This window comes from Pseudomonas sp. NY15435 (assembly GCF_048068295.1).
Classification (GTDB): Bacteria; Pseudomonadota; Gammaproteobacteria; order Pseudomonadales; family Pseudomonadaceae; genus Pseudomonas.
This window is the reverse complement of the sequence record NZ_JBLUQA010000005.1, coordinates 238,948-255,563: the sequence shown is the minus strand read 5'-3', so window position 1 is coordinate 255,563 and position 16,616 is coordinate 238,948. Positions and strand designations below refer to the sequence as shown.

General features: G+C 65.4%; 15 protein-coding genes. 1 reads left to right on the top strand and 14 read right to left on the bottom strand.

The features are described from left to right. Positions 1-142: 142 nt before the first annotated feature. The 3 genes from catA to ACNFH5_RS14090 are packed head-to-tail and all read right to left on the bottom strand — an operon-like array spanning position 143 to position 2,577. Positions 143-1,075: a catechol 1,2-dioxygenase gene (catA, locus tag ACNFH5_RS14100; protein WP_416746843.1), complete on the bottom strand. Its 933-nt coding sequence runs from the start codon at positions 1,073-1,075 to the stop codon at positions 143-145. A gap of 47 nt (positions 1,076-1,122) precedes the next feature. After that, complete coding sequence (gene catC / locus ACNFH5_RS14095; RefSeq protein ID WP_017519458.1) at positions 1,123-1,413, bottom strand: muconolactone Delta-isomerase; 291 nt, start codon at positions 1,411-1,413, stop codon at positions 1,123-1,125. Between the two features lie 42 nt (positions 1,414-1,455). Further along, positions 1,456-2,577: a muconate cycloisomerase family protein gene (locus ACNFH5_RS14090; protein WP_416746841.1), complete on the bottom strand. Its 1,122-nt coding sequence runs from the start codon at positions 2,575-2,577 to the stop codon at positions 1,456-1,458. A gap of 148 nt (positions 2,578-2,725) precedes the next feature. Here ACNFH5_RS14090 and ACNFH5_RS14085 point away from each other — a divergent pair, with 148 nt between their 5' ends. Then, positions 2,726-3,598 carry a LysR family transcriptional regulator gene (locus ACNFH5_RS14085; RefSeq protein ID WP_416746839.1) on the top strand — a complete coding sequence of 291 codons (873 nt, stop codon included), beginning with the start codon at positions 2,726-2,728 and terminating at the stop codon, positions 3,596-3,598. Positions 3,599-3,616: 18 nt separating this feature from the next. Here ACNFH5_RS14085 and ACNFH5_RS14080 read toward each other — a convergent pair whose 3' ends face one another. From ACNFH5_RS14080 to ACNFH5_RS14030, 11 genes are all read right to left on the bottom strand, one after another. Next, the gene (locus ACNFH5_RS14080; RefSeq protein WP_416746837.1) at positions 3,617-4,390 is read right to left on the bottom strand and encodes a 1,6-dihydroxycyclohexa-2,4-diene-1-carboxylate dehydrogenase; all 774 of its coding nucleotides are present in this window, start codon (positions 4,388-4,390) and stop codon (positions 3,617-3,619) included. 152 nt (positions 4,391-4,542) lie between these two features. After that, a complete protein-coding gene (benC, locus tag ACNFH5_RS14075) occupies positions 4,543-5,556 on the bottom strand; it encodes a benzoate 1,2-dioxygenase electron transfer component BenC (RefSeq protein ID WP_416747314.1) in 1,014 nt (337 codons plus the stop codon). Between the two features lie 77 nt (positions 5,557-5,633). Further along, positions 5,634-6,119 carry a benzoate 1,2-dioxygenase small subunit gene (gene benB / locus ACNFH5_RS14070; RefSeq protein WP_037016985.1) on the bottom strand — a complete coding sequence of 162 codons (486 nt, stop codon included), beginning with the start codon at positions 6,117-6,119 and terminating at the stop codon, positions 5,634-5,636. Then, positions 6,119-7,486 (bottom strand): benzoate 1,2-dioxygenase large subunit, encoded by a 1,368-nt coding sequence (gene benA / locus ACNFH5_RS14065; RefSeq protein ID WP_416746834.1) that lies wholly within the window; start codon positions 7,484-7,486, stop codon positions 6,119-6,121. The genes benB and benA overlap by 1 nt, the downstream gene beginning before the upstream one ends. Positions 7,487-8,021: 535 nt before the next feature. Further along, the gene (locus ACNFH5_RS14060) at positions 8,022-8,975 is read right to left on the bottom strand and encodes an AraC family transcriptional regulator (RefSeq protein WP_416746832.1); all 954 of its coding nucleotides are present in this window, start codon (positions 8,973-8,975) and stop codon (positions 8,022-8,024) included. A 221-nt stretch (positions 8,976-9,196) separates the two neighbouring features. Next, on the bottom strand, positions 9,197-9,610 hold the full coding sequence (locus ACNFH5_RS14055; protein WP_416746830.1) for a type IV pilin protein: 414 nt from the start codon (positions 9,608-9,610) through the stop codon (positions 9,197-9,199). Between the two features lie 12 nt (positions 9,611-9,622). Beyond that, the gene (locus tag ACNFH5_RS14050) at positions 9,623-13,963 is read right to left on the bottom strand and encodes a PilC/PilY family type IV pilus protein (RefSeq protein ID WP_416746828.1); all 4,341 of its coding nucleotides are present in this window, start codon (positions 13,961-13,963) and stop codon (positions 9,623-9,625) included. 31 nt (positions 13,964-13,994) lie between these two features. Beyond that, the gene (locus ACNFH5_RS14045) at positions 13,995-14,537 is read right to left on the bottom strand and encodes a pilus assembly PilX family protein (protein WP_416746826.1); all 543 of its coding nucleotides are present in this window, start codon (positions 14,535-14,537) and stop codon (positions 13,995-13,997) included. After that, on the bottom strand, positions 14,534-15,310 hold the full coding sequence (locus tag ACNFH5_RS14040) for a PilW family protein (protein WP_416746824.1): 777 nt from the start codon (positions 15,308-15,310) through the stop codon (positions 14,534-14,536). The genes ACNFH5_RS14045 and ACNFH5_RS14040 overlap by 4 nt, the downstream gene beginning before the upstream one ends. A 1-nt stretch (position 15,311) precedes the next feature. Next, positions 15,312-15,854, bottom strand: coding sequence for a type IV pilus modification protein PilV (pilV, locus tag ACNFH5_RS14035; protein ID WP_416746822.1), 543 nt, complete (start codon positions 15,852-15,854; stop codon positions 15,312-15,314). Further along, a complete protein-coding gene (locus ACNFH5_RS14030; protein WP_416746820.1) occupies positions 15,851-16,363 on the bottom strand; it encodes a GspH/FimT family pseudopilin in 513 nt (170 codons plus the stop codon). The genes pilV and ACNFH5_RS14030 overlap by 4 nt, the downstream gene beginning before the upstream one ends. Positions 16,364-16,616 lie beyond the last annotated feature (253 nt).

Here is a 16,616-nt window from a genome sequence, read left to right as displayed (position 1 = left end):
CGGCTGCTCGGGGCGGATGGATTGCCACTTGAACGAGTGTGCGAAAGGCACGGCCTTTTGTAGGAGCGAGCTTGCTCGCGAACCCGTCCAGCGCTGGAGCGGCCGGGGAATCCGTTCGCGAGCAAGCTCGCTCCTACAGGTTTCAGGCTTGCTGCAAGGCGCGAGGGCGATTGCTGCGGTCTTCGGCATCGGCGGAAGCCGCCTGCTGCAGCTGGAAATCGAACTCGATCTCGGCAAAACGCCCTTCCACACCGCGCCCCTTGGCGACAGCCGCATCCTCGACGAAACGCACCTCGCCGATCAGCCCATCGCGGGTGGCATAGGCAAAGTCGTCCCACAGGTACTGGTCACCGGCCAGGTTGATCTGGGTGGTCAGGTGGCGGTGCCCCGGTGCGGAAATGAAGAAGTGGATGTGCGCCGGGCGCTGGCCGTGGCGGCCGAGCTGGTTCAGCAGTTCCTGCGTCGGGCCGTCCGGCGGGCAGCCATAACCACTGGGCACGATGCTGCGCGCTTTGTAGCGGCCCTCGGCGTCGGTGACGATGCGCCGGCGCAGGTTGTACTCGGACTGGCTGCTGTCGAAGTAGGAGTATGTGCCCTTGGTGTTGGCATGCCAGAGGTCGACCACGGCGCCGGCCAGCGGCTTTCCGTCGAGGTCGAACACGCGGCCGGAAAGGAACATCACGGTGCCCGCGTCCTGGCCATCGTCCATCCGCGCCTCGCCTTCGGACAGCGGCGCGCCGGCCACGTACAGGGGGCCTTCGATGGTGCGCGGGGTGCCGCCTTCGATACCCACCGCCGCGTCCTGGGCGTCCAGCAGCAGGTCGAGGTAGTGCTCGATGCCCAGGCCGGCCACGACCAGGCCGGCTTCCTGGCGCGCGCCCAGGCGGTTGAGGTAATCCACCGCCTTCCAGAATTCGTCGGGGGTGACGTTCATGTCTTCGATGAGCTTCGCGGTGTCCTGCAGGATGCGCAGGACGAGGTTCTTCACGCGCGGGTTGCCCGCATCGTTCAGGGCGCCGCTGGCTTCTTCGAAGAACTTCTGGATATCGGCAGTCTGGGAAATCTTCACGGTCATGGTGCGATCCTCAAGTCTTGTTCTTGTCGAGTCGTACGGAACGAAAATCAGCGGTCGTCGGAGTGGATCGAGGACGGATGGCGGCAGAGCCCATCGACCTCGATGTCCATGTACGGGAACAGCGGCAGCTGCATCAGGGTGTCGTGCAGCTCCTCGACGCTGGCGAGGTCGAACACGCTGTAGTTGGCGTAGTGCCCGGCGATGCGCCACAGGTGGCGCCATTTGCCTTCGCGCTGCAGGCGCTGGGCCAGTTCCTTCTCGTCGGCCTTGAGCTGGGCGGCCTTGGCCGGGTCCATGTCGACGGGCAATTTCACGGTCATCTTCACGTGGAACAGCATCGGGTCATCTCCTCTATCGGGCAGTCGGGAACAGGTTGAAAGTCAGGTACGGCGGAAGCGCGCCAGGCGCTCTTCGTCGAGCGTCAGCCCCAGGCCGGGCGTGCGCGGAACGTGCAGCTGGAAGTCGCGGTAAACCGGCGGCTCGGTGACGATTTCCTCGGTGAGCAGCAGCGGGCCGAACAGCTCGGTGGCCCAGGTCAGCTTCTCCAGGGTGATGAAGGCGTGGGCGGACGCCAGGGTGCCGACGGCGCCTTCGAGCATGGTCCCGCCGTACAGCGCGATCCCGGCGGCTTCGGCGATCTGCGCGGTGCGCAGCACGGCGCGCGGGCCGCCGTTCTTGGCGATCTTCAGGGCGAAGATGCTGGCGGCTCCGTCGGCGGCGAGGCTGAAGGCGTCGGCCACGCTCTCGATGGACTCGTCGGCCATGATCGGCGCCGGGCTGCGCTGGTTCAGGCGCACCTGGCCGCTGCGGTTGATGCGCGAGATGGGCTGCTCGATCAGATCGATGCCGTTCTCGCCGAGCACCTGGCAGCCACGGATGGCCTGGGATTCGTCCCAGCCCTGGTTGACGTCCACACGCACGCTGGCGCGCTCGCCCAGGGCCTGCTTGATCGCCACCACATGCTTGAGGTCCTGCTCCAGCGGGTTGGCGCCGATCTTCAGCTTGAAGATGCGGTGGCGACGGATGTCCAGCATCTGCTCGGCTTCGGCGATATCGCGGGCGGTGTCGCCGGAGGCCAGGGTCCAGGCCACTTCCAGGCTGTCGCGAACGCGGCCGCCGAGCAGTTCGCTGACCGGCAGGCCCAGGCGCTTGCCCTGCGCATCCAGCAGCGCGCTCTCGATACCGGAGCGGGCGAAGGTGTTGCCCTTGATCGACTTGTCCAGGCGCTGCATGCAGGCGTTGAGGTTGCTGGCGTCCTGGCCCTGGAGCAGCGGCGCGAAGTGCGCATCGATGTTGGCCTTGATGCTTTCCGGGCTCTCGTTGCCGTAGGCCAGGCCGCCGATGGTGGTGGCTTCGCCGATGCCCTCGATGCCGTCGGAGCAGCGCAGGCGAATGATCACCAGCGTCTGTTGCTGCATGGTGTGCATGGCCAGCTTGTGCGGGCGGATGGTCGGCAGGTCGACGATGATCGACTCGATGCGCTCGATGACGGGGCTACTCATGGACGGCGTTCCGTTCTGGGGTTTCTGGTGGAACCGGGCAACGCACTGGCGATACCCGGAAGGTCTTTTCACGATTGACGAAGGATTGCGCTGGGCCCTGCGGCCAGTCCAATATCGATGCCGTCTTGTTGCATACCCTGGAGGTATCATGGAGCTGCGACACCTGCGCTACTTCCGTGAAGTGGCCGGCACCCTCAACTTCACCCGCGCCGCCGAGCGCCTGCACATCGCCCAGCCGCCGCTGAGCCGGCAGATCCAGCAGCTCGAGGAGCTGCTCGGCGTGCCCTTGCTGGAACGCGGCCGGCCGCTGCGCCTGACCGACGCCGGACGCTACTTCCACGAGCAGACCGGCACCCTGCTGGCGCAGCTGGAAAGCATCTGCGAGAGCACCCGGCGCATTGGTCGTGGCGAGCGCCAATGGTTCGGCATCGGCTTCGCGCCCTCGACGCTGTACGACGGCTTGCCCGAGCTGATCCGCGAGCTGCGCGGCGATGCCGCTCTGGAACTGGGGCTGCAGGAAATGACCACGGTGCAACAGGTCGAGGCACTGAAAAGCGGGCGCATCGACATCGGCTTCGGGCGTATCCGCATCGACGACCCGGCCATTACCCAGCAGGTATTGCGCGAGGAACCGATGGTCGCCGTGCTGCCAGCCGGGCATCACCTGCTCGGCGCCCCGCTGAGCCTTGCGCAACTGGCCGGCGAGGACTTCGTGCTCTACCCGGCCAACCCGCGCCCCAGCTATGCCGACCATGTACTGGCGCTGTTCGCCAATCACGGCCTGAGCGTGCGCGTTGCGCAGTGGACCAACGAACTGCAGACCGCCATCGGCCTCGTCGCCGCCGGCCTGGGCGTGGCGCTGGTGCCGGCGTCGGTGCAGCAACAGCACCGCGCCGACATCGGCTATGCCACGCTGACCGACGCCGAGGCGGTCTCGCCGATCATCCTCAGCCAGCGCCGCGGCGACGTCAGCGGGCCGCTGCAACGCTGCCTGCAACTGATCGGCGCAACACTGCCGTAATCGCAACATCGCCGCGCCTCAGCCCAGGTCGCCGCCACCCACCGGCAGGGTCACGCCGGTGATGTAGCTGGCTTCGTCAGAGGCGAGAAAGAGGATCGCGCCGACCTGCTCGTCGATGCTGCCGTAGCGCTTCATCAGGCTGCTGCTCACGGTCTGGTCGACGATCTGCTGGTACCAGACCTTCTCCTGCTCGCTCTGCTGTGTCGCGTTGCGTGGGATGCGCCGGGGCGGCGCCTCGGTGCCGCCGGGCGCGGTGGCGTTGACCCGCACGCCACGCTCAGCGGTCTCGAAGGCCAGGCAGGCAGTCAACGCATTCACCCCGCCTTTCGCCGCGCCGTAGGGCACGCGATTCACCGCGCGGGTGGCGATGGACGAGACGTTGACGATGGCGCCCGCACCCTGCTCCAGCATCGGCACCAGCGCGGCGCGGCAGCACCAGAGCGTGGGGAACAGCGAACGGCGCACCTCGGCTTCGATCTCGTCTTCGGCGTAGTGCTCGAAGGGTTTCGCCCAGATGGTGCCGCCGACGTTGTTGATGAGGATATCGAGACGGCCGAAGCATTCGATGGCCTGGTCGACCACGCTCTGGCAATCGGCGAAGCGCTCCAGGTCGGCGGTCAGGGTAAGGACTTCGCCGTGCTGGCCGAGGGCATCCTGCAGTTCGTGGACGATCTCGGAGCGGTCCACGGCGATGACCTTCGCGCCCTCTTCCACCAGCCGCTCGGCAACGCGCCGGCCGATACCCTGGGCGGCGCCGGTGACGAGGGCGATCTTGTTGTTGAATCGGTTCATAGTGACCTCGTTACGTCGGGGTGTGCCCACTCTGTAGGACCGAGGGGGGCGCCTAGCCCTTGCTCGCGAACCATGCACCGCTGCGTAGCTGTTCGCGAGCAAGCTCGCTCCTACAAAAAGCGGCGCTCACCGGCTGACGGGGTAAAGGGGACTCACGCAGCGCTGGCGGCAAACTTCTCGTAATAGAAATTCGCCGGCGTGATGCCCTGCTCGCGGATGTAGGCGCTCACCGCCTCGACCATCGGCGGCGGGCCGCAGAGGTAGATGTCCACCTCGCCATCATTCAGGTGCACAGGCTCGATGTGCTGGGTGACGTAGCCCTTGCGCGGATAGCTGCTCTCCGGGCTGGCCACGCAGGCGCTCCAGGTGAAGTTGGGGATGCACGCGGCGAAGGCTTCCAGGCGATCCATCTCCACCAGGTCGAAGTCGTGGGTGACGCCGTAGATCAGGTGCAGCGGATGCTCGCTGCCGCGCTTGGCGATCTGTTCGAGCATCGCGGTGAACGGCGCCAGGCCCGTGCCGCCGGCCAGCAGCAACAGCGGGCGCCTGATCTCGCGCAGGTAGAAGCTGCCCAGCGGACCGGCCAGGGACATGGCGTCGCCGGCCTTGGCGAGGCCGCTGAGGAAGCTGCTCATCAGGCCGCCCGGCACGTTGCGGATCAGGAAGCTGACCTCGCCGTCCTTCTGCAACGAGCTGAAGGAGTAGGCCCGGCTCTGCCCACTGCCCGGAACCTGCAGGTTCACGTACTGCCCCGGCAGGAAGGCCAGCCGGCTCAGCGACTCGCCCTTTATCGACAGCGCGATAGTGCTTTCGGAGAGCTGGCGCACCGCGCTGATGCTGGCCTCGAAGCTGGCCTGGGCGGTCTTGCAGACTTGCGAGGAAGCCGGCACGCGTACCACGCAATCGCTTTGCGCACGCATCTGGCAGGTGAGCACATAGCCCTGCGCGGCTTCGTCCTCGCTCAGCGCGTCCTCGATGTATTCCGGGCCCAGGTCGTAGCGGCCGGCTTCGGCGAAGCACTTGCAGGTGCCGCAGGCGCCGTCGCGGCAATCCAGCGGGATGTTGATGCCCTGGCGGTAGGCCGCATCGGCCACGGTCTCGCTGGGGCTGGCGTCGATGAAGCGGGTAACGCCGTCTTCGAAGTTAAGGGCGATCTTGTGGTTCATGGCGTGCACCTCGGTGCCGCGCAGGCAGCGGCGCACGTGGCGAATCCACGCGCGCGACGCACAGCCCTGACGGCGAATCAGATGTGGTAGATGTCGATGACTTGCCGGACGTAGTCGTTCTTCAAGACCACCTTCTTCGCCTTGACCAGCGGTTGCTCGCCGCGCACGTCGAGCGTGTAGAAGCTGGTGCCGAAGTAGCTGTCGACGGTCTTGTAGCGGAAGCTCAGGGTGTGCCAGTTGAAGCGCACCTGGCACTGCCCATCGGCCTCACCGAGCACCTCGATGTTGCTGAGGTTGTGCGAGGTGCGCGTGTCCGGCAGGGTCGCGCTGGAGCGCTCGGTCTTGATGCGGAACACGCGGTCTTCCAGGCCGCCACGGTTGCCGTACCAGATCAGCGAGATTTCCCGCTGCGGGTCTTCGGTGAGCTGGTCGCGGTCGTCCCAGGAGGGCATCCAGAAGGTGGCGTCGGCGGCGTACAACTCCAGCCAGGCATCCCAGTCCTTGTCGTCGAGGTAGCGGGCCTCGCGGTAGAGGAAATCGCGCACGAGTTCGTAGCGGCTCATCACACGCCCTCCTCTTTCACGGCAATACGCTTGGCCTGCTCGGCGGTGAGCGCATCGATCATGGTCTGCTGCCAATACTGGTGCTGCAGCACGAACAGGCCTTCGTCCTCGGTACGCACGCCGGACAGGGCAGGTGCCAGGTCGATTTCCCGCGCCGCGTCATCGGCGCCTTCGACCCAGTGTTTCGCCCCGCGCGACATGTCATTCCAGCCGCCGGCACTGCCCTGGTAGGCCTGCTGGCAGGAGCGGAATTCCTCCAGGTCGTCCGGCGTGGCCATGCCGCTGACGTTGAAGAAATCCTCGTACTGGCGGATGCGCTGGGCGCGCGCCTCGCTGCTCTCGCCCTTGGGCGCGATGCAGTAGATGGTGATCTCGGTGCGGTTGACGTCGATGGGCCGGGCAATGCGGATCTGCGAACTGAATTGGTCCATCAGGTAGACGTTGGGGTACAGGCAGAGATTGCGCGAGTTCTCGATCATCCAGTCAGCGCGGGCACGGCCATGGTCGCGGGCGAGTTCGTCGCGGCGTTCGAAGGCGGGGCGCGCCTCGGGGTTGGCCCAGCGGGTCCAGAGCAGCAGGTGGCCGTGGTCGAAGGAGTAGAAGCCGCCGCCCTGCTTGGCCCAGCCGCCGGCGCTCATGGTCTTCACTTCTTCGCCGGCTTCGCGCTGCTGGCGCTGGTTCTGCGTGGCAGCGTAGTTCCAGTGCACGGAGCTGACGTGGTAGCCGTCGGCACCGTTCTCGGCGGTGAGCTTCCAGTTGCCTTCGTAGATGTAGCTGCTCGACCCGCGCAGCACTTCCAGGCCTTCGGGGGACTGGTCGACGATCATGTCGATGATCTTCGCCGACTCGCCCAGGTGCTCCACCAGCGGCTTGACCTCGGCCTTCAGGCTGCCAAAGAGGAAGCCGCGATAGGACTCGAAGCGCGCTACTTTCGTCAGGTCGTGGGAGCCTTCGCAGTTGAAGCCTTCCGGGTAGCCGGCCTCGGCCGGGTCCTTCACCTTGAGCAGCTTGCCGGAGTTGTTGAAGGTCCAGCCGTGGAACGGGCAGGTGTAGCTCGCGCGGTTGCCGGACTTGTGCCGGCAGAGCATGGCGCCCTTGTGGCTGCAGGCGTTGAGGAAGGCGTTGAGCACGCCGTCCTTGTTGCGCGCGATGAAGATCGACTGGCGACCGATCATCGTGGTCAGGAAGTCGTTCTTCTCGGGAATCTGGCTTTCATGGGCGAGGTAGACCCAGTTGCCTTCGAAGATGTGTTTCATCTCCAGGTCGAACAGGCGCGGGTCGGTGAACATCTCCCGCCGGCAGCGGTAGACGCCCTCCTCGGGGTTTTCCTCAAGCAGCGAACGCAAGTAGTCGATACCCAGGGACATGGCCGGGGCCTCCGTTGTTATTGTTCAGGCAGGCTCAGGTTAGGGCTGGGTTGGCGGGGGCAATATCCGCTTTGTGCAGAGTGGTATCCGTTTTGTGCAGGCGTGCTGGTGAGCGGATGCGCGGGATACGTGGCAGGCGACTTCGCGAGCAAGCTCGCTCCTACAGGGAATACCTGCTCCTGATTGCTCTTGAGGACTTCCAGAGCGACCTCCGAGCACTCCGGAACGCCCCTTTCAGGAGGCCTCGTTGGATCGGAGTTTCAGGGGTTGAGCGGCATGGATGCCGCGAGAGCGCTGTCGGGCCAGGGATGGCCCGTCAGCGCGTGCCCCTGAAACTGCGATTCAACGAGGGAATTTTTCGCCTAAGCGAAAAACCGGATGGAGGGGCAAGACCTTTGCCTACTTTGGGGCGTTTGCCAAAGTAGGTCGCCCGAGGGGGCGAAACAAAGAGTCCGCGCGCGCGCCGATGCGGCGCCGGACACCCAGACTGCACGCCAATCGAATCTTAGAGCCAGGGCCGACCAGCTGGAGCGGATCAGGCTCGGCGTTTGAAGGTCTCCGACGGCAGCTCCCCGAACTGCTGCCGATACCCCTCGGCAAACCGCCCCAGGTGCAGGAAGCCATAGTCCAGCGCCAGCTCGGTCACGCTGCGGACGTTGCAGGCCGGGTCCGCCAGGCAGGCGCGGATGCGCTCCAGCTTGAGGCGGCGGATGTACTGGCGCGGTGTGGCGCCGGCATGGCGCTCGAACAGCGCGTAGAGCGATCGCAGGCTCATGGACGCCTGCCGCGCCAGAGCCTCGACGTCGATATCTTCGCGCAGGTGGCCTTCGATGTAGGCCTCGATGCGCTCGAAGGAGGCACTGGCACCGGCGATAGGCTCGCGGCTGACATTGGTCTTCAGCAGCGTGAGCAATTTGCTGGCGACGATCTGCTGGTAGTGCTCGTCGACCCGTGCCAGACGTTCGCCGGCTTCAGACTCCTGGCAGACCATCGACAGCAGGTTGACGAAACCTTCCAGTTCGCCCAGCTGGTAGCGGTTCTCGGTGAAGCGCACACCCACGCGTGGATGATTCCAGCGCTGCTCGGCGCAGATGGCTTCGAGCAGGGTCACCGGAATCTTCAGGATGAATTTCTCGCAATCGTCCGAGTAGGTCAGGTCGACCGGATCGTCCGGATTGATCAGCAGCAGCTCGCCCGGTGCCAGGTAGTGTTCCTGGCGCTGGCCGCGCCACAGGCAGTGGCCGCTAAGCAGTATCTGCAGGTGGAAGATGCTTTCCAGCGCCGGCGAGGTGACGCGCACCGCGCCACCGTAACTGATGCGGCACAGGTCGAGGCTGGCGAAACGGCGATGGTTGAGGCTGGCCTGGGGATGGCCGTGAGCCGGCAGGCGCAGGTCGTGGGTGCCCACATGCTGGTTGACGTAGCCGGACACCGCATAGGGGTCGGCACGCTCGAACACGCGGCTGCGCTCGCTCAGCAGGCTTTGCATACAGGCACTCACTCTTGTGTTTGGCCGCGCTCTTCGTCGCGACTCGTGCGCCCAGTCTATGCCGTGGCCCGGAATACGGGCATTGGCGGAGATGGACGGTCGCGCGGGCGCTCGAGGTGCAAGGCAGGCCCGCTGATCCGCTTCACCCTAGGGCCAGCTCCCGGCGTGCGCAATTGGACCTGTGGCGCAGTGTTCGCCAATCGCCCGCTTTTATCACGCACTCATTGCCAGCAACTGGTGCCGGTGCCCGTGCCGGTATTACCACGGGTGCCGGCCTGGTCGAGCGTCAGGGTAGAGCACTGGGTATCCTTGGCCTGGGCTCCCGTGGCGGTGGCAGTGAGCGTGTAGCCGGTGGCGGTGACGTTGGAAATCGCCAGGCTGTAGTACTGCAGGCCGTTGACGTAGCTGGTCATGTTCAGCGCGGCGGCAGTGCTCGCGTAGGCGTTGTTCTGCGAGTAGTAGCGCTCCTGGCGGGCGGCCGCCTCGCTCAGCAGCGCCTGGCCCTCGACGCGATGGCTGCGCAGCACGTAGCGCTGGTAGCTGGGGAAGGCGATGGCGGCGAGGATCGCCACTATCACCACCGTGATCATCAGTTCGATCAGGGTAAAGCCCCTTTCCCGCCGACGTGCGTTCATGCTTTCTCCTTGTCAGTTGGCCGGCTGTATCTGCCAGGTACGCCGGCCGCTGACCGTGCCGGTGTTGGTGTGAATGGCATCCGGCAGGCCCGTGGTGCCGCTGTCGGAGCCGCTGTAGGTGTAACCACCCGAGACGGTAATGTCGCCGCCTCCGGTGATGAAGGCCGAGAGCGCATCGAAGGTGCCGTCGTTGTTCAGGTCGAAGACGTTGTACGGCACCAGCCCGCCGCGCTCCGGATCGATGGCGTAGCGGGTGCCGGAGAGGCCGGCGGCGCAGGTACCGGTCTGCGGCGTGGAACTGGTGAAGATGAGGCTGGAGCCGTAGAGGGTCATGTCGTAGATCTGCCGTTCGCCGGCCACCGGGAAGTCGAAATACCAGCCCCATTTGTTGACGTTGGCGTCGGCCGTGTTGCCTGAGGTGTCGTACCAGGCCACGTCGTTGTTGCTCAGGGTGTAGATCGACGTGCCGTTGAGGGTGCCCGCGCTGAGTGTCTGCGCCTGCAGGTTGCTGCGCGTGCGCGCGGCCGTCAGCGAGGAGCTGGTGGCTTCGCCGGCAATCTTGCGATCCCAGATGCCGTAGACACTCTGCTGCGCGGTGGAAGTCTTGTCGGCAGTGAGCAGGTAGCGGCCCGTGCCGAAGGCCACGATGTAGCCGATGCCGCCGGGATGATCGACCAGGTACGGCGCGGTGGTGATCGGCTGGCGCGTGCCACTGGTATTGCGCGCGACGTACAGCGGGTTGCCGCCAAAGGACACGGCATAGCGCGCCTCCGAGGCGGTGCTGTTGAGCGGGTCGCCCTGGCTGGTGTCGATCAGATCGAAACGCCAGAGGTTGCCCAGCAGATCGCCGCCATAGGCATAGTCGGCGATGCCGTCGTTGTTGGCGTCGGCCACGAACAGCCGCGACAGGCCATTGTTGAGGGCATCCAACGAGGCGGTTTCGGCGGCGGTCAGGCTTGGGGTGGCGGTGATTTTCTTCAGCAGCGTGCCGGTCTGGATGTCAATGATCAGCAGCGAGGCGCTGCTGCTGCCAATGTCGTAGCCGTTGGGCACCAGTGCCACCCACTTGCCGTTGTGCAGACGTGCGATGGAAGGCCGCGCCGCCGTGTAACCCAGGCTGCTGTCGTTGTCGCTGGTGAACTCCCAGAGCAGCCTGGGCGCGGTGGGGTCGCTGACGTCGAGCGCAAACACCTCGCGGCCGCCGGCTCCGAGACTGCCCAGCAGGACCTTGTGCCAGGCCGAGCCGTAGTAGACGTCGGACACCACCGGGGTACCGTCCACGAAATAGCGGTGCTCGGTGCCCTGCTGCTTGCCGTAGTCCGGCGCGGTGAGGGCGTTGAGGTTGGGGATCACCGCGCTGGGGATGAAGGCGAAGATTTCGGCACCCGTGGACGCATTGAAAGCGTGCAGCATGCCGTCGTTGGCGCCGACGTAGACCACAGAGGGTTTCGCCGCCAGCGCCGTGGCGAACGCCGCGTAGGTCGTGCTGCCTTCCAGGGCATCAGCGCGCGAAGCCAGGTAGTCGGAGCCGCTGACCAGCACCGGCGCCGAATTGATCATGTCGCCAAGCAGCGTCGTACGGGTGCGGAAGGTGTTGTTCTCGCCGCGCAGGAAGCCGACCCGCGCCTGCCCCTGGCTGTCCACGACACCGGCGACGGTGCGGTTGAGCTGAGTCTGCTGGGCAGCAGTCAGGTTGCTCCAGTTGAACGCGGTGAGCGAGCCGCTCTTGGCGAACAGGATATTGCGCGCGCTGGGCGTGCCCAGTTGCGCCGAAGCCCGCCACAAGGTGGTCGTGCTTGTGGTGATCGCACCGGAGCTGCTGGTGGTCAGGATGCGCTGTTTCTTCAGCAGGTCGCCGGTCCAGTCGCCGGTGACGAAGCTGCTGCCGTAGGTGTAGCTGCCGCTGTCCAGCGATTGCGAGTCCACCGCCACGGCGGCGACCGAGGTGTTGAGCTGGAGGATGTCGTCGAACGCGGACTTGAGCTGGGAGGCCAGCTTGCTCGGGTTGCTGACCAGGAAATAGTTGTCCGGCACGCCGTCGCCATCGCGGTCCCAATTGGTGAGGTCGGTCTTGCCGTACTTGGCGGCGTACCACATGGGGTCCTGCAGGTTGGTCACGGCGGTGGTGGCCGAGGGCGTGAAGTTGCGCGAGTGGTAGGCCAGGCGATTGCCGCTGAGCGCCCCGCTGCTGCCATTGAGGCCAGGCAGCAGCGCACAGGTCACGCCGGTCGCCGAGCAGTCGCCGGGATACTTGCCGTCAGGCGTATCGAGCTTGTTGCGCACGGAGCCGCTGCCGCCGCCGGTGACTTCCAGGTAGACGCCATCCTTGGTGGTGCCCGCCATGGTGTAGCCCATGTGCGATTCGTCGCCGGCCACCGAATATTCGGTCTGACTGGTGACGTCCACGGTGCCGTCGCTCCTGGCCGTTACAGTGTAGAGCACGATGGCGTCCATGTCGTAGTCGCGGCCCTGGGCGGAGTCGTCGTAGACCACGCGGAAGGTGATGGAGGTGAGGTTGCCGGCGCTGTCCTTGGCCAGGGTATCGATGTAGAAGCCAGTGATCTGGCTGACCACGTTCTGGCTGACGTTCATGCTGAACGGCACCAGCCGCAGCGTGCCCTTGCTGGTCTTGATGCGGATGTTGGGCAGGGTCGAGGACTGGGCGATGGAGAAGCTCTGCACCTTGTTCGCGCCGACGGTGGTCAACGCGTTCTGACTACCGAAGAAAGACACGGCCGAGGTCGCGTAGCTGCCCTGGCGCGTGGGTTCCTCGGCCAGCCCGCGGATGGTGGCGAAACTGCTGGCGGTCTTGGCGGTGGGCGCAGAGTCGTTGGTGCCGCCGGACTGGCCGACGTTCACCGAGGCGCTACCGCCTACCTCACGGCTCCACAGGGTCGCGCCGATGCTGGCGAAATTGAAGCTTATGTCGCTGGTCGGCTGGCTGTCGGTGCCAAGGCTGCTGCCGGGCACGTCGGAATCGTAGCTCGGGTTCACGTCGCTCATCAGCGTCATGAAGGGCCGGGTGCAGGAGGGATAGGTGCTGTACGGATTGCTCCAGCTGGTCAGGCTGGAGAGGCCCAGGTTGGAGTCGGCAGTGCCGGCGGCGTAGGCCGCGGTGGGTGCCTTGCCGGCGTAGTAGCGCAGGGTCTCGTAGGCCATCTCGCCCAGCGGGTTACCCCAGTCGACACACTTGCCGTTGGTCAGCGGGTTGAGGTTGTACCCGCTGGAGTCGGTGCAGCCGGCGGAGAACACCAGGCGGTCGAGGTTGGCGACAATGCCGCTGTTGTTCACGTAGCAGCGGCCGTTGAGGCAGCCGGTTCCGGTGGTGGAATCGGTCAGGAAGCGGCCGGTGGAGCTGTTGTATTCATTGCTGAAGGACGCCGCCGCCTTGCGTACCACGCCGCCGCGCAGGTTGTTGGCGTAAGTGCCGGTGACCAGGCCGAAGTACATCTTGTCGGCGGCGCCATAGTCATGCAGCACACCGGTGGGCTTGTAGAGGCTGCCGTACTGGGCGCAGTTGCTTTCCAACAGGCCGGCCACGCACACCTGCACCCGGACGTTGAGGTCGTAGGCGGGAATGATGGTGGTGTCGCTGTTGGTGGTGCTGGTGAGGGTGTTGGTGCCCTGGGCCGACTCCCGCGAGACCCAGCCCCAGATCCGGTAAGTCCCGAGCAGGGCCTGCTGCAGACTGGTGATGATCCGCAGCCTCGGTGCGGCGCTGCTGTTGTACGAGCCCAGGGTGCTGGAGCCGATCGAGGTGTTGGCGAAGAGCACGTACTTGCCATTGGTAGGGACCGGGATCGGGGTGTAGTCGGACAGGCTGTAGCCATCGCGGGCGACGCTCAGGTACTCCTTGCCCCAGCTGTGGGCATCGTTGGGGATGAAGGCGCGTTCGAGCACCGTCGACAGTGTGCTGTCGGTGGAGCGATAGCCGCCGTAGAGCACCTTGCGCAGCACGTCCTGGCGCGACATGGTCAGGTAGTTGAGGTAGTCGCCGCTCCAGCGGCCCAGGGCACCGCTGCACTTCTTGGTGCTGGTGGTGCTGGACGGCGCGAAGGTGCCGCTGAGCACGTCGTAGATGTAGCACTTGTAGGAGTCGAAGTAGCCGGTGTAGTCGATGCCGGGCTTGTAGTAGGTGTCCAGTTGGCCATCGCCGTCGATGTCGGAGGCATCGTTATAGGCCGGGAAGTACAACTTCTGATCGCGGCCGACCACCAGCATGTTCATCGGCGGAGCGATGTTGCTGACGAACAGCGGCGTCTGCGCCAGGGACGCGCCCCAGACCGGGGCACCAGCCAGGCAGGAGAGCAGCAGGAATAGCGTCGCGCGCAACATTCTCATGGAGTAAGCCATGACGTCGGCATCCTTGTACGACTGCAACGATTCACTGGATCACCAGCCCGAAGGTCGAGCGCAGGCACAGCGCGTCGGCACCACAGGCCTTGCTGGTGGCCGTTCCCTTGTAGGCCTGGGAGTTGACCTCGTAGTAGTAGGTGCACCCCACCTGCCCCTTCGACAGGTAGGAGTTGGCGCTGCCACCCCCACCACCCTTGCAGTTGTTCGAGATGTAGCGCAGGTACCAGCGCGCGCTGCGCAGCAGGCTGGTGCCGCCGTCCATGCCGGTATAGAAAGTGGATTTGCTGAAATCGGTGGCGTAGGTCGTCGCTGCCGCGGTGAAACAGGGCGTGGTCCCTGCCGTGCAGTTGTCCAGCGCTCGGCTGCTCTGGCGCAGGCGCCCTTCCCCCTCGCGCAATGCGGACTCGGCGGCGCTCATCAGGCGCTGCTGCTCCAGGCGGTTGCCGGTCATTCGGCCTTCCAACTGCATGCCACGCATGCCACTGACCGCAGCCAGGGTAATCAGCAACAACATCACCAGCGCGACGAACAACACCGCGCCGCGCTGCCGGCGGGAAGAATGTCGGTTCATGGCATCAGGTTCCTCAACATGCTGGTACCGCTGACGATGCGCCGCACGGGCCCGTCGCCATCCGTGCAGGCCTTGCTGCCGTAGATGTCCTGCCAGCGCTGGCAGGTGGTGGCGGCCAGGCCGCCGCTGACCGAATCACTGCTGGCGAGCAACAACGAATAGCGAACGCTGCGCACTGTCTGGCCGCTGGCGGGGGTGGCGACGTACTGCGCCACCTGGCGATTGAATTCGTCGCTGCTGCCGTCCACACCGAAGTCGAAGCGCGTGGCCACGACGTTCTCCACCAGGGTGGTGCCGTTACAGGTCAACTGCCCATTGCTCAGGGTGAGCTTCTCGACCACGTTGTTGCTCGGGCTGTAGGTGCTGTAGGGCTTGTTCACCCCGCTACGGCTGCCCAGCGAGGCACCAGTGCAGTCGGTATCGTTGGTGTCACGCGGCTGGTAGCGCAGGCACAGGGTATTGGCGTCCACCCGCACCAGCGCCTGGCCGGCGGTGAAAATGCAGCCGTTGCTGGTCTGTGCGGGAAACGCCGCGGTCATTCGCGAGGACGGCAGGCGCCGGTATCCGGCCTTCGCCAGGCGCCCTTCGAGCATCTGCTGGGCGTAGCGGGCGTTATCCTGGTTCTGCGCCTGGCCGTCGAAGTAGCGCGAGCGGTTCTGCCCGTCGAGGAACATCTGGGTCACACCCAGGATCAGGAACAGGCTCAGGCCCATGGCGATCATCAATTCGATGAGCGTTACACCACCCTGCCGACGCGCACTTGGCCGAGGCATCCTAAGGTTCCTCCCGCAGCACATATCGGCAGATGGTGTTGTCGCCGGTGGCGTTGGCATCCAGGCACTCCCCTGCCTTCACCCGCCAGGCCAGCTGGATCTCGATGGCCGACCCGCTGCCACTGCACTTGCTGGTGCCATTGGTACGGCAAACGTAGAACTCGCTGGAAAGGTCCGAGGCTCCCGGCAGCGCCTGGTTCACCCGCTGCGCCCAGCAGGCCAGGCGCTGGCTGGCGGTCAGCGCCGCCAGCGAGGCGCAACTGCTGGGTGCAGCGGGAAAGGACGCGTTGGCGGCCTTGTAGTAACCCCAACTGGTCGGCGGCAGCACCTGGGTGGAGCTGCCGTCCTGCGTGGAGTACAGGTCCGTGCGCATCATCTCCAGCAGCTCATCGGCCAGTTCCGCGGCATTGCTGCGCAGGATCGTGTCCTGCGCATAGCCGATGGTGCGTCCCTGCATCGCCAGCATGCCGAGCACGCCGAAGCAGGTGACCAGCAAGGCCACCATGACCTCGACCAGGCTGAACCCCGCCATGCGCCGGCTCATCGCGCGCTCGCTCCCTGCAGGTTGATGTAGCCCGAGGCCGCCACCTTGATGTTGAACGCCTTGCTGGTGCCGCTGCTGGAAATGCCCAGGTCGGCGGCCGCAGCGGTGCCATCGGGCTTGAACGAGAGGGTGTTGACGCTGCTGCTGACGCTGAGGCTGTCCGGCAGGTCAAGGCGCTGGCTGACCAGGGTGCTGGCGAGCGAGCCACAGGTACTGGCGCGCACGACCACCCATTGCAGGTTGCCGCTGCTGGGGCAGAGCGTGAGGGTCTGGCGAGTATTCACGGCGTCAGCGCGAGACGCCTGGAGCAACCGGTACAGGGTCGAGGCGCCACTCTGCACCCGACTGGATTCGATCAGGTAGCGGAAACCCGGCAACGCCACGCCGGCGAAGATCGCCAGCAGCGCGACAACCACCATCATCTCCACCAGGGAGAAGCCTTCCTGGCGTCCGGGGCCCCGCCACGAATCCGGGCGGGGAAATGAGCATCCAACTGCATGAAGAAACATGGACTTTTCCAACGATGGTCAGGTGGCCGGGCCCCGTATGGAGCCCCCCTTTCGGGGTGCCAGGACAAAGATTGGCTATTGGTCCGACAGCAATTTCTTCAGGGAGTTGAATCCAATTCAACGAAACGAGGCACTTTTTCGACCGTTCATACACGCTCAGCGACCGTTCATCCTTTTGACGTCAAAGTCACCGACAGACAGTCGATCGTCGAGCTGCTCGGAAAGCTCGCCGGAGGAAGGGCCGCGACCTTGC

What these genes read in the sequence shown, in the direction of transcription:
- ACNFH5_RS14050 (WP_416746828.1), bottom strand. Translation starts at nt 13,963, where the DNA reads ATGGCTTACTCCATGAGAATGTTGCGCGCGACGCTATTCCTGCTGCTC.
- ACNFH5_RS14085 (WP_416746839.1), top strand. Translation starts at nt 2,726, where the DNA reads ATGGAGCTGCGACACCTGCGCTACTTCCGTGAAGTGGCCGGCACCCTC.
- ACNFH5_RS14045 (WP_416746826.1), bottom strand. Translation starts at nt 14,537, where the DNA reads ATGAACCGACATTCTTCCCGCCGGCAGCGCGGCGCGGTGTTGTTCGTC.
- ACNFH5_RS14055 (WP_416746830.1), bottom strand. Translation starts at nt 9,610, where the DNA reads ATGAACGCACGTCGGCGGGAAAGGGGCTTTACCCTGATCGAACTGATG.
- catC (WP_017519458.1), bottom strand. Translation starts at nt 1,413, where the DNA reads ATGCTGTTCCACGTGAAGATGACCGTGAAATTGCCCGTCGACATGGAC.
- ACNFH5_RS14030 (WP_416746820.1), bottom strand. Translation starts at nt 16,363, where the DNA reads ATGTTTCTTCATGCAGTTGGATGCTCATTTCCCCGCCCGGATTCGTGG.
- catA (WP_416746843.1), bottom strand. Translation starts at nt 1,075, where the DNA reads ATGACCGTGAAGATTTCCCAGACTGCCGATATCCAGAAGTTCTTCGAA.
- benA (WP_416746834.1), bottom strand. Translation starts at nt 7,486, where the DNA reads ATGTCCCTGGGTATCGACTACTTGCGTTCGCTGCTTGAGGAAAACCCC.
- ACNFH5_RS14060 (WP_416746832.1), bottom strand. Translation starts at nt 8,975, where the DNA reads ATGCAAAGCCTGCTGAGCGAGCGCAGCCGCGTGTTCGAGCGTGCCGAC.
- pilV (WP_416746822.1), bottom strand. Translation starts at nt 15,854, where the DNA reads ATGAGCCGGCGCATGGCGGGGTTCAGCCTGGTCGAGGTCATGGTGGCC.
- ACNFH5_RS14080 (WP_416746837.1), bottom strand. Translation starts at nt 4,390, where the DNA reads ATGAACCGATTCAACAACAAGATCGCCCTCGTCACCGGCGCCGCCCAG.
- ACNFH5_RS14040 (WP_416746824.1), bottom strand. Translation starts at nt 15,310, where the DNA reads ATGCCTCGGCCAAGTGCGCGTCGGCAGGGTGGTGTAACGCTCATCGAA.
- benB (WP_037016985.1), bottom strand. Translation starts at nt 6,119, where the DNA reads ATGAGCCGCTACGAACTCGTGCGCGATTTCCTCTACCGCGAGGCCCGC.
- benC (WP_416747314.1), bottom strand. Translation starts at nt 5,556, where the DNA reads ATGAACCACAAGATCGCCCTTAACTTCGAAGACGGCGTTACCCGCTTC.
- ACNFH5_RS14090 (WP_416746841.1), bottom strand. Translation starts at nt 2,577, where the DNA reads ATGAGTAGCCCCGTCATCGAGCGCATCGAGTCGATCATCGTCGACCTG.